Below are 11,795 nucleotides of genomic sequence, written 5' to 3'. Positions count from 1 at the left end.
ACGGATTCAGACAGGTGCGCGGTATTCGAGGCCCGTTCACGGCAGGGGCCGCGGCCTGCCCGGGACGGCTCCGCCGCGCTAAGGTCTGCCGACAAGGACGTTACTGATCGGTAAGGGGAATCGGCCATGCAGCTCGGGATCAACCTCGGCTACTGGGGTGCCGGAATGGACGCGGACAATCTCGCCGTCGCCCAGGAGGCCGACCGGCTCGGATACGCCGTCTGCTGGGCCGCCGAGGCCTACGGCTCGGACGCGGCCACCGTGCTCACCTGGGTCGCCGCCCAGACCGAGCGCATCGACGTGGGCTCGGCCATCTTCCAGATCCCGGCCCGGCAGCCGGCGATGACCGCGATGACCGCCGCCACTCTCGACTCCCTCTCCGGCGGCCGCTTCCGTCTCGGCCTCGGTGTCTCGGGACCGCAGGTCTCCGAGGGCTGGTACGGCGTCAAGTTCGACAAGCCGCTGGCACGCACGCGTGAGTACGTCGAGATCGTGCGCAAGGCCATGTCGCGCGAGCGCCTGTCCTACGAGGGACAGCACTGGACGCTGCCGCTGCCTGGCGGCCCCGGCAAGCCGATCAAGCTGACCGTGCACCCCGAGCGCGAGCACATCCCGCTGTACATCGCCGCGATCGGCCCGAAGAACCTGGAGCAGACCGGCGAGATCGCCGACGGCGCCCTGCTGATCTTCCCCTCCGCCGAGCACCTGGAGGACACCGCGATCCGGTACCTGCGGGCGGGCCGCGAGAAGGCCGGCAAGACCCTCGACGGGTTCGACGTCTGCCCGACCCTGCCGCTCGCGCTCGGCGAGGACAAGGACGTCAGCAGCCTCGCCGACACCTTCCGCCCCTACACCGCGCTGTACGTGGGCGGCATGGGCAGCCGCAAGCAGAACTTCTACAACCAGCTCGCCCAGCGCATGGGGTTCGAGGCGGCGGCCGCCGAGATCCAGGACAAGTACCTGTCCGGCGACAAGGACGGCGCCGCGGCCGCCGTCCCGCACGACCTCATCGACAAGACGACCCTGCTCGGCTCCGTGGACCGCATCGCGGACCGCATGAAGGAGTACGCGGCGGCCGGCGTCACCACCCTGACCCTGGCCCCCGCGGGCTTCACCCTCGACGAGCGCCTGGCCTCACTCCGCGCCGGCACCGAGGCCCTGGAGCGTGCCGGTCTCGCCTGACCGCCCTCCGGAAGCTCTACGGCCGTGGTGGGGGCTCGGGGGTCTTCCCCGCCACGGCCGTCACCGTGATTCAACGCGCCCACGCCCGCGCGGTTACGCCCCTCTGGTGACCCCGGTGGTCCTCCTTTTGGCGGAGTTCTCCGCCACTGCTGTTGCAGCACCCCTCGCGCCGCATTTGACTCGTTCTTTGCGGATTGCCGCGGATCCCGCAGAGAGGTGCCCCACGATGCTTTCGGCCAAGAGTCTGTTCCAGGAGATCCTCGACCACGACGAGTCCTTCCGGCTGTTCTGCTCCATCGCCGCCAGCGGGGAGTCGCAGGGCGGCTGGGAGAACGCCCGCATCGCCGCCCTGGTACCGCCGAGCGAACGCGCACTCGCCCCCAAGATCACCCGCCATGGCGCCGACGAGGACAAGCATGGGCGGATCTTCAACGCCCTGCTGAAGAAGCGCGCCCTCGAACCCGTCCCCGTCCCGCCGGAGACGGACTACACGATGCTCCTGGAGCAGCACGGCATCGGTCTCGCCCACGAGAAGCTGAAGAGCGACGAGCCGCTGACCGTGCACGACATCGTCACCTACCTCGCGCACAGCCGGGTCACCGAGCAGCGCGCCTCCGAGCAGATGGAGCTGCTGCGCAAGCACTTCGCCGACCACCCCGAACTGGGCCGCGCGGTGAAGATGATCTCGGCCGACGAGGACAACCACCTCGCCTACTGCCACGAGGAACTGCTGCGCTTCGCCCACGCCGGCCACGGCCGCGCCATCCAGCGCACGCTCAGGGAGTGCGCGCTGGCCGAGATCCGCGTCTACCGGGACGTCAGCCTCGCGGTGATGGCCCACATGGGCCGCATCCTCGGCTGGTCCCGCGCGAAGGCCGCCGTCCTCGCCGCGGGCATCCACGCCGTCTACGCCTACGAACGCGCCGCGGGCTGGCGCCGCATGGTCTCCCTGAAGCCGCCGGAGCGCCGCAACGCCCTCGGCGGACCCGCCACCTCCGCCCCCGAGTTCGCCTGAGGAGCGCCCGCTACAACCAACCCCGGCGCTTGAACGTCCGGTACAGCAGCACTTCCAGCACGGCCATCAACGCGATCACCGCCGGATACGCCCACACCCAGTGCAGCTCGGGCATGTGCTCGAAGTTCATGCCGTAGATCCCCGCGATCATCGTGGGGATCGCCGCCATGGCCGCCCACGCGGAGATCTTCCGCATGTCGTCGTTCTGCCGGACGCTCATCTGCGCGAGATGCGCCGACAGCACGTCCGACACCAGCCGGTCCAGGCCCTCCACCGACTCGTTCACGCGCGCGAGATGGTCGTTGACGTCCCGGAAGAAGGGCCGCGCCTTGTCGTTCACGAACGGCACCGTCCCGCCGTACGCCCCCACGCCCGCGAGCCGGGTCAGCGGCATCGACAGCGGGACGGTCGCCCGGCGGAACTCCAGGATCTGCCGCTTGAAGGTGTAGATGCGCGAAGCGGTGTTGCGGGAGCCGCCGCCGTCCGGCGAGAACACCTCCGCCTCCAGCTCCTCCAGGTCGGTCCCGAGCTCCGTCGCCACCTCCAGGTAGTGGTCCACGACCGCGTCGGCCACCGCGTACAGCACCGAGGTGGGCCCCTTGCCGAGCAGCTTCGGCTCCTGCTCCAGGCGATCCCGCACGGCCTTCAGCGGCGACCCCACGCCATGACGGACCGTCACCACGAAGCCGTCGCCGAGGAAGAGCATGACCTCGCCGGTGGACACGGTGTCGCTGTCCGGTTCGTACACGACGGGCTTGAGGACCACGAAGAGCGAGTCGTCGTACACCTCCAGCTTGGGCCGCTGATGCGCCTTGAGGGCGTCCTCCACCGCCAGCGGATGCAGTCCGAACTCCTTGGTGACCAGCTCGAACTCCTTCTCCGACGGCTCGTGCAGCCCGATCCAGACGAACCCGCCCGCCTGCCGCGCCTGATCCAGCGCGTCCGACAGGTCCTCGGGGCCCTCCGAGCGCTGCCCCTCCCGGTAGATGGCACAGTCAACGATCACGGAGCGTATTCTCCCTTCGCTCGCAGGACGCCGCGGTCCGGCGTACGCCTACCCTGGCCGCATGCCCACGTTGATCCTTGTCAGGCACGGACGCTCCACCGCGAACACCGAGGGACTGCTCGCCGGGTGGACGCCCGGAGTCGCCCTGGACGAGCGCGGCGCCGCGCAGGCCGCCTCGCTGCCCGGACGGCTCGAAGGGGTGCCGATCTCCGAGGTCGTCGCCAGCCCCCTGCAACGCTGCCAGGAGACGATCCAGCCGCTGCTCGACGCCCGCCCCGGCCTCCCCGCCCACACCGAGGAGCGGATCGGGGAGTGCCACTACGGCGACTGGTCCGGCCGCAAGCTCGCCGAGCTCATGGACGAGCCGCTCATGGAGGTCGTCCAGGCGCACCCCTCCGCGGCCGCGTTCCCCGGCGGCGAGTCCATGCGCGCGATGCAGACGCGCGCGGCGGAGGCCGTACGCGAGTGGAACGCGCGCGTGGAGCGCGATCACGGAGCCGACGCCGTCTATCTGATGTGCTCGCACGGCGACATCATCAAGTCGCTCGTCGCCGACGCACTCGGACTTCATCTCGACCTCTTCCAGAGGATCTCCGTCGAACCGTGTTCCATCACCGTCATCCGTTACACACGTCTGCGGCCGTTTCTCGTCCGCCTCGGCGACACCGGTGACTTCGCGTCCCTGGTGCCGCGCGAGGAGGCCGCGAGCGGTGACGCCCCGGTCGGTGGTGGTGCGGGCGCACCGTGATCGTCGGGCGCAGTAGGGTGAAGCGGTTCACACAAGCGCGTTCACGCATGGACGTCCCCCTCGTTCCCCGTCGTTCCCGTACTCACGAATCCAATGGAGACAGGACGTGTCCCGTCAGGTGTTCCTCTATGACCCGCCGGACCGCTTCGTGGCCGGCACGGTCGGACTGCCCGGACGCCGTACGTTCTTCCTCCAGGCCACGGCCGGCCCCCGGGTGACCAGCGTGGCCCTGGAGAAGACGCAGGTGGCCGCCCTGGCCGAGCGGATGGACGAACTCCTCGACGAGGTCGTGCGCCGCAGCGGCGGCAGCGCCTCCGTGCCCGCCGTGCCGCCCACCGAGATCGCCGACATGGCGCCCCTCGACACCCCCGTCGAGGAGGAGTTCCGGGTCGGTACCATGGCCCTCGCCTGGGACGGCGAGGAGCAGCGCATGATCGTCGAGGCGCAGGCCCTCGTGGAGCTGGAGGCCGACTCCGAGGAGGACCTCGCCGAGGCCGAGGAGAGACTCCTCCAGGACGAGGAGAACGGACCCCCGATGCTGCGGGTCCGCCTCACCGGCGCGCAGGCCAGGGCCTTTGCCAAGCGCGCCCTGGACGTCGTCAACGCGGGGCGGCCGCCGTGCCCGCTGTGCAGCCTCCCGCTCGACCCGGAAGGACACGTATGTCCGCGCCAGAACGGATACCGCCGCGGAGCGTGACCACGGCAGAGCTGCTCGCCCGGGGCGAGCTGACGGTACGCGGGCAGATCCGGGACGCCTCCAACGCGGTGCTGCACTGCTCCGTCGCGTACGAGGGCCAGGAGGCCTTCTGCGTCTACAAGCCGGTCCGCGGCGAGCGGCCCCTGTGGGACTTCCCGGACGGCACCCTCGCCCAGCGCGAGGTCGCCGCGTACGAGGTGTCCGAGGCGACCGGCTGGGGCCTGGTGCCGCCCACCGTGCTGCGCGACGGGCCCTTCGGCGAGGGCATGTGCCAGCTCTGGATCGAGGGGGCGCCCGGCAGTGAGCTGCTCGCCCTGGTCGACGGCGAGGAGCCCGAGCCGGGCTGGAAGGCCATCGGTCTCGCCGAGGTCGGCGAGGGCCGGACCGCGCTGCTGGTGCACGCCGACGACGAGCGGCTGCGCAGGCTCGCCGTCCTGGACGCGGTGATCAACAACGCGGACCGCAAGGGCGGCCACCTGCTGCCCGCCGAGGGCGGCCGTCTCTACGGCATCGACCACGGCGTGACCTTCAACGTCGAGAACAAGCTGCGGACCCTGCTGTGGGGCTGGGCGGGGGAGCCCCTGACGGGTGAGGCGGTCGACGTGCTGAAGGGCCTCAGGGAGGCCCTTGCGGGCGAGCTGGCCGCGCGGCTCGCCACCCTGATCACCCCCGCCGAGATCGACGCCACACGCGCGCGTGTCGACGCGCTGCTGGACTCCGGGAAGCACCCCGAGCCGAGCGGCGAGTGGCCGGCCATTCCCTGGCCGCCCGTCTGACGGGACACCGCACAGGGGGCACTGCACAGGGGGCGGTACCGCGCAAGAAGGCCTTACCGGCCATCCGGCCCGGTCCGGTTCGTATACGGAACATCCGTCCGGTTAGGCTCATGACATGCATGCCTGGCCCGCTTCCGAGGTCCCCGCCCTGCCTGGTCAGGGCCGCGACCTGAGGATCCACGACACCGCGACCGGTGGCTTGGTCTCCCTCGACCCCGGTCCCGTCGCTCGTCTCTACGTCTGCGGCATCACGCCGTACGACGCCACCCACATGGGGCACGCGGCGACCTACAACGCGTTCGACCTCGTGCAGCGCGTGTGGCTCGACACGAAGCGTCAGGTTCACTACGTCCAGAACGTCACCGACATCGACGACCCGCTCCTGGAGCGCGCCGAGCGGGACAGCCTCGACTGGGCCGCCCTCGCCGAGAAGGAGACGGCCCTCTTCCGCGAGGACATGACCGCCCTGCGCATGCTGCCGCCGCAGCACTACATCGGCGCGGTCGAGGCGATACCCGGGATCGTGCCCCTCGTCGAGCGGCTGCGGGACGCCGGTGCCGCCTACGAACTCGAAGGGGACGTCTACTTCTCCGTCGAGTCCGACCCGAACTTCGGCAAGGTCTCGAACCTCGACGCGGCCGCCATGCGGCTGCTGTCCGCCGAGCGCGGCGGCGACCCGGACCGCCCGGGCAAGAAGAACCCCCTCGACCCGATGCTGTGGATGGCCGCCCGCGAGGGCGAACCGAGCTGGGACGGCGCCTCGCTCGGTGCGGGACGCCCCGGCTGGCACATCGAGTGCGTGGCCATCGCCCTGGACCACCTCGGCATGACCTTCGACGTCCAGGGCGGCGGCTCCGACCTCGCCTTCCCGCACCACGAGATGGGCGCCTCCCACGCCCAGGTGCTGACCGGCGAGTTCCCCATGGCCAAGGCGTACGTCCACGCCGGCATGGTCGCCCTGGACGGCGAGAAGATGTCCAAGTCCAAGGGCAACCTGGTCTTCGTGTCCCGCCTGCGGCGCGACGGCGTGGACCCCGCGGCCATCCGGCTGGCGCTGCTCGCCCACCACTACCGGGCGGACTGGGAGTGGACCGACCAGGTCCTCCGGGACGCCGTGGACCGGCTGGGCCGCTGGCGTGCCGCCGTCTCCCGGCCCGACGGACCGGCCGCCGAAGCGCTCGTCGAGGAGATCCGCGAGGCCCTCGCGAACGACCTCGACGCGCCCGCCGCGCTGGCCGCCGTCGACCGCTGGGCCGCCCTCCAGGAGGAGCAGGGGGGTACCGACATGGGCGCGCCCGGTGTGGTGACCCGCGCGGTGGACGCGCTGCTCGGCGTGGCCCTCTAGAAGGACGTACGGAAGGGGGGCGTTGTCACCGAGCGGTGGAATCGCCCCCCTTCCGGGCTGTCAGGGAACCGGCGTCACGGCACAATTCGGCCGACGGCTGTGGAGACGGCCGTCATGTGATGGGGTGGGAGCGTCGCTTGACCGTACGGCCGGCCGTACGCCGGCCCCCTTGCGGAAGGACGCACCGTGGCACCCGCAGACCGTTCCTTCGCACGTCGCACCCTCCTGACCACGACCGCCGCGCTGACCGGAGCCGCCCTGCTCGGCGGCACCGCGCACGCGGCCGGAACCCGGCACACCGCGTGGCCCGCGCAGTTCCCGCTGCCCGACGGCTTCCAGCCCGAGGGCATCACCATCGGCACCACGCCCCACGCCTGGTTCGGCTCGCTCGCCGACGGCGACATCTACCGGGCGAGCCTGGCCACCGGCCGCGGCAAGGTCGTCGCACGGGGCTCCGGGCGCCCCACCGTCGGCCTGAAGATCGACCGGCACGGCCGCAGACTCTTCCTCGCGGGCGGTGACAGCGGCGAGATCCGGACCGTCGACGCCCGCTCCGGCGAGACCGAGCACGTGTACGCCACCGGCGGCACCTTCGTGAACGACGTGATCCTCACCCCGGGCGCCGCCTGGTTCACCGACTCCTTCAAGCCGGTGCTCTACAGGCTCGCCAAGGGCGCGGTGACGACCGTACCGCTGACCGGGGACTGGCAGCAGGGGCCCGACTTCACCGCCAACGGCATCGAGCGCACCCCCGACGGCCGCGCCCTGCTCGTGGTGAACGGCTACGCGAACGGCGGCGGCCTCATGCGGGTCGACCCGCGCACCGGCGCCGCCCGGGCCGTCGACCTGGGCGGTGCGAAACTCCCCAACGGCGACGGGCTGTTGCTGCTCGGGCGGATCCTCTACGCCGTTCAGCAGCAGCAGAACGCGATCGACGTGTTCCGGCTGAACGACTCCGGCACCCGCGGCACCGCGATCGCCCGCATCACCGACCCGCGCTTCCGCATCCCCACGACGGTCGCCGCCTGGGGGAAGAGGCTCTACCTGCCCAACGCGCGCTTCGACGTGGAACCCACGCCCGCCACCGAGTACGACGCGGTGGCGGTGGACCAGGTCTGAGAGACCGGAGAGGGCGGTGCGTGCGCACCGCCCTCCTCCGCTCAGTCCTCCGGCGACGAGTCCTCGTCGTCCGTCCCCGGCTCCCGCTCCGGCCCGCTCTCCGCCTCCGGCCGCGGCGGCCTGGACGGCTTCGCACGACCGCCGGGGCCGTCCCGCAGATAGGCCGAACTGTCGCTTCCGTCCGCGGTCGCGTGCCCGCCCGGCTGACCCGGCTGGCCGCCGTCCCGGCGCCGCAGGTACCGCTCGAACTCCCGGGCGATCGCCTCGCCCGAGGCCTCCGGCAGCTCCGCGGTGTCCCGGGCCTCCTCCAGCGTCTGGACGTACTCCGCGACCTCGCTGTCCTCGGCGGCCAGTTGGTCCACGCCCACCTGCCAGGCCCGCGCGTCCTCGGCCAGTTCGCCCAGCGGGATCCGCACGTCGATCAGGTCCTCCAGACGGTTCAGGAGGGCCAGCGTCGCCTTCGGGTTCGGCGGCTGCGACACGTAGTGCGGTACGGCCGCCCACAGCGACACCGCGGGCACGCCCGCGTGCGTGCAGGCCTCCTGGAGGATGCCGACGATCCCGGTGGGACCCTCGTACTTGGTCTCCTCCAGGTCCATCCGCCGGGCCAGGTCCGGATCGGACGTGGTCCCGCTGATCGGCACCGGACGGGTGTGCGGGGTGTCACCGAGCAGCGCGCCCAGGATCACCACCAGTTCCACGCCCAGTTCGTGCGCGAAGCCCAGCAACTCGTTGCAGAACGAGCGCCATCGCATCGACGGTTCGATTCCGCGGACCAGCACGAGATCGCGCGGCTTCTCACCGCCGACGCGGACCACGGACAACCTTGTCGTCGGCCACGTGATCTTGCGCACTCCGCCGTCCAGCCACACCGTGGGGCGGTTGACCTGGAAGTCGTAGTAGTCCTCGGCGTCCAGCGCCGCGAACACCTCGCCCTTCCACTCCTTGTCCAGATGCGCGACCGCGGTGGAGGCGGCGTCGCCGGCGTCGTTCCAGCCCTCGAACGCGGCCACCATGACCGGGTCGATCAGCTCGGGAACCCCCTCGAGCTCGATCACCCAGCGCCTCCTTCCGACGTGCCCTCGCCTAACGCACCAACCTTACGGCGTCCGGCGGGGGCGCCCGCAGCCCCCTTGCACGGGGGAGTGAACGATCACTGCCCCGTTCGCCACCCCCGAACACCCCCGCCTCGCGCACACCGCCGCCCAACCCCTCGTACCGGACGCCGTGCCCGCCCCGGTCCGGAAGAGCTCCGATGTCCACCCGGCCACACCGTTTCACCTCCTCGCACGGCGGCCACAGGGAGATCGTCGGGGCCCTCACCGGGAGCGCGCCCACACCCGGATGCCGGTCCGGGCGACCCGGGCCCGAGTGGCTCACAGCGTGGAGCGCAGCCACTGCTCGACGCTCGCGATGTGCACCGTGGCCCAGGAGCGGGCCGCCTCGCCGTCCCGGTCCCGCAGCGCGGCCAGGATCGCGCGGTGCTCGTGCAGGGTGCGGCTGACCGCGTCCTCCTGGGTCAGGCCGCGCCAGATCCGGGCCCGGGTGGTGGGTCCGGACAGGCCGTCCAGGAGGGAGCAGAGCACGGAGTTGCCGGAGCTCTGCACGATCCCGCGGTGGAAGTCGAGATCGCAGGCGACCAGTTCCTCCACCGACGGGCTGTCGCCGAGCTTGTCCAACTGGGCGCTCAGCGCGTCCAGTTGCTGCTCGCTGATCCGGGCGGCGGCCATCGCGGTGGCGGCCGGTTCCAGGATGCGGCGCACCGCCAGGAACTCCAGGACCGTGTCGTCGCGGTGGAAGTCCACGACGAAGCTCAGCGCCTCCAGCAGGAGTTGCGGGTCCAGACTGGTCACGTAGGTGCCGTCGCCCTGCCGTACGTCCAGGATGCGGATCAGCGACAGCGCCCGCACGGCCTCGCGCAGCGAGTTGCGGGACAGCCCCAGCTCGGAGGCGAGCTCGCTCTCCTTGGGGAGCCGGTCGCCGGGGCGCAGCGAGCCGGAGACGATCATGCCCTTGATCTTCTCGATCGCCTCGTCGGTGACAGCCATGTCCGGCCTCCTTCTCGCCCCGCGGTGCGCTGAGACGTCGGATGTCTGAGCACATTATGGGGCTGCCCGGCACCGCCCCTTTCCGCGCGGGCCCGCGCACCGCACGGCACGCGAAAGGGGGCGGCTCCGTCGGCGGGGAGCCGCCCCCTTCCACCGGCCGGCCCCACGGGGGAGTCGAGGGGCCGTTCTCGGAACGCCGGTCCCGGTCGGGGAGGGGAGGGACCGGGCCCGGGGCTACTTCTTGTCGAGCAGGTCCTGGACCTTCGCCCGGACCTCGTCCGTGGCCAGACCCCGGATCGTCAGCGTGGTGCGGCGGCGCAGCACGTCGTCCGGCGTCTCCGCCCACTCGTTGTCCCGGGCGTACACGACCTGCGCCCAGATCTCCGGGGCGTCCGGGTGCACCCGCTCGCCCAGCTCCGGGTTCTCGTTGGCGAGGCGGGCGATGTCGAAGGCGAGGGAGCCGTAGTGGGTCGCCAGGTGCTTGGCGGTGTCGGCGGCCATGCGCGGACCGGGCGCCGGGTTGTCCACCAGCAGGCGGTGCGCGACCGCGCGCGGGTTGGCGACGCCGGGAAGCGGGAGCCGCTTCGGCAGGGCGGAGACGGGTTCGTAGTCGTCACCGAGCGGGGCGCCCGGCAGCGCCTCCAGCTTCTGCATGACCGTACGGCCGATGTGCCGGAAGGTCGTCCACTTGCCGCCCGCGACGGACAGCATGCCGCCCCTGCCCTCGGTCACGACCGTCTCGCGCTTGGCCTTGGCGGTGTCACCGGGACCGCCCGGCAGCACCCGCAGGCCCGCGAAGGCGTACGTGATCAGATCACGGGAGAGCTGCTGGTCGCGGACCGAGAACGCGGCCTCGTCGAGTATCTGGGCCGTGTCCTTCTCGGTGACCGTGACGTCCGCCGGGTCGCCCTCGAACTCCTCGTCCGTGGTGCCGAGCAGGAGCATGTCCTCCCAGGGCAGCGCGAAGGTGATCCGGTACTTGTCGATGGGGGTCGCGAGCGCGGCCTTCCACGGCGAGGTCCGCTTCAGGACCAGGTGGGCGCCCTTGGACAGGCGGATGGAGGGCGCCGCGTTCGGGTCCTCCATCCTGCGCAGGTGGTCGACCCACGGTCCGGTCGCGTTCAGCACGAGGCGGGCGTTGACGCCGAACTCGTCGCCGGACTGCCGGTCGCGCAGGTCCGCGCCGGTCACCCGGCCCCTGGTGAAGCGGAGACCGGTCACCTCGGCGTGGTTGAGCACGACCGCGCCCGCCTCGACGGCCGCGCGGACCGTCATCAGCGCCATGCGCGCGTCGTTCATCTGGTCGTCGCCGTACACGGCCACGGCCTTGAGGTTGTCGGTGCGCAGCTCGGGCACGTCCTGCGCCGCCCTGGCGGGGGACAGGAGGTGGCCGACGCCGTCACCGAACGCCGAGAGCGCGGAGTAGGCGAAGACGCCCGCCCCGAGCTTCGCGGCGCCGTGCGGCCCGCCCTTGTACACGGGGAGGTAGAAGGTGAGCGGGTTCGCCAGGTGGGGGGCCACCTGGCGGGAGACCGCACGGCGCTCGAAGTGGTTCTCCGCCACCAGCTTCACCGCGCCGGTCTGCAGGTAGCGCAGACCGCCGTGGAGCAGCTTGGAGGAGGCGGAGGAGGTGGCGCCGGCGAAGTCGCCGGCGTCGACCAGAGCCACCCTGAGGCCGGACTGCGCGGCGTGCCAGGCGGTGGAGATGCCCAGGATGCCGCCGCCGATCACGAGAAGGTCGTACGACGCCTTGGAGAGCTGCTCCCGGGTCTCGGCGCGGCTCGGGTGGGAGCCGGAGGCCGGGTGCGTACCGAGGGCAGGCACGGACTGCAGGGTGGACTGACTGGTCATGGTGGGGT

11 protein-coding genes are annotated in these 11,795 nt (G+C 71.6%); 7 read left to right on the top strand and 4 right to left on the bottom strand.

The window, feature by feature from the left end; genetic code table 11:
- Positions 1 to 126: 126 nt before the first annotated feature.
- Together ACZ66S_RS25020 and ACZ66S_RS25015 are read left to right on the top strand one after the other, a co-directional pair.
- Entirely contained in the window at positions 127 to 1,182 is a 1,056-nt protein-coding gene (locus ACZ66S_RS25020; protein WP_469903737.1) for an LLM class F420-dependent oxidoreductase, read from the top strand.
- Between the two features lie 226 nt (positions 1,183 to 1,408).
- Positions 1,409 to 2,197: a ferritin-like domain-containing protein gene (locus ACZ66S_RS25015; RefSeq protein ID WP_469903736.1), complete on the top strand. Its 789-nt coding sequence runs from the start codon at positions 1,409 to 1,411 to the stop codon at positions 2,195 to 2,197.
- A gap of 10 nt (positions 2,198 to 2,207) precedes the next feature.
- On the opposite strand, the gene corA is transcribed toward ACZ66S_RS25015, so the two are convergent.
- Positions 2,208 to 3,203: a magnesium/cobalt transporter CorA gene (gene corA / locus ACZ66S_RS25010; protein WP_469903735.1), complete on the bottom strand. Its 996-nt coding sequence runs from the start codon at positions 3,201 to 3,203 to the stop codon at positions 2,208 to 2,210.
- Between the two features lie 61 nt (positions 3,204 to 3,264).
- On the opposite strand from corA, the gene ACZ66S_RS25005 reads away from it, so the two are divergent.
- From ACZ66S_RS25005 to ACZ66S_RS24985, 5 genes are all read left to right on the top strand, one after another.
- Entirely contained in the window at positions 3,265 to 3,951 is a 687-nt protein-coding gene (locus tag ACZ66S_RS25005) for a histidine phosphatase family protein (RefSeq protein ID WP_469903734.1), read from the top strand.
- A gap of 106 nt (positions 3,952 to 4,057) precedes the next feature.
- A complete protein-coding gene (locus ACZ66S_RS25000; protein WP_469903733.1) occupies positions 4,058 to 4,648 on the top strand; it encodes a DUF3090 domain-containing protein in 591 nt (196 codons plus the stop codon).
- Positions 4,612 to 5,424 carry an SCO1664 family protein gene (locus ACZ66S_RS24995; RefSeq protein WP_469903732.1) on the top strand — a complete coding sequence of 271 codons (813 nt, stop codon included), beginning with the start codon at positions 4,612 to 4,614 and terminating at the stop codon, positions 5,422 to 5,424. Before ACZ66S_RS25000 ends, ACZ66S_RS24995 begins: the two co-directional genes overlap by 37 nt.
- Positions 5,425 to 5,539: 115 nt before the next feature.
- Complete coding sequence (mshC, locus tag ACZ66S_RS24990; RefSeq protein ID WP_469903731.1) at positions 5,540 to 6,769, top strand: cysteine--1-D-myo-inosityl 2-amino-2-deoxy-alpha-D-glucopyranoside ligase; 1,230 nt, start codon at positions 5,540 to 5,542, stop codon at positions 6,767 to 6,769.
- 186 nt (positions 6,770 to 6,955) lie between these two features.
- Complete coding sequence (locus tag ACZ66S_RS24985; protein WP_469903730.1) at positions 6,956 to 7,888, top strand: SMP-30/gluconolactonase/LRE family protein; 933 nt, start codon at positions 6,956 to 6,958, stop codon at positions 7,886 to 7,888.
- Positions 7,889 to 7,929: 41 nt separating this feature from the next.
- Here ACZ66S_RS24985 and ACZ66S_RS24980 read toward each other — a convergent pair whose 3' ends face one another.
- The 3 genes from ACZ66S_RS24980 to ACZ66S_RS24970 all read right to left on the bottom strand — a co-directional run bounded on the left by ACZ66S_RS24980 (position 7,930) and on the right by ACZ66S_RS24970 (position 11,787).
- Entirely contained in the window at positions 7,930 to 8,946 is a 1,017-nt protein-coding gene (locus tag ACZ66S_RS24980; protein ID WP_469903729.1) for a PAC2 family protein, read from the bottom strand.
- Positions 8,947 to 9,264: 318 nt separating this feature from the next.
- A complete protein-coding gene (locus ACZ66S_RS24975; protein WP_469903728.1) occupies positions 9,265 to 9,936 on the bottom strand; it encodes a FadR/GntR family transcriptional regulator in 672 nt (223 codons plus the stop codon).
- 234 nt (positions 9,937 to 10,170) lie between these two features.
- Positions 10,171 to 11,787 carry a glycerol-3-phosphate dehydrogenase/oxidase gene (locus tag ACZ66S_RS24970; protein WP_469903727.1) on the bottom strand — a complete coding sequence of 539 codons (1,617 nt, stop codon included), beginning with the start codon at positions 11,785 to 11,787 and terminating at the stop codon, positions 10,171 to 10,173.
- Positions 11,788 to 11,795: the final 8 nt, after the last annotated feature.

The sequence above is a fragment of the Streptomyces sp. NPDC107471 genome, assembly GCF_055582845.1.
Note: the sequence above shows the minus strand (reverse complement) of the source record. Positions and strands in the feature narration are given on the sequence as shown.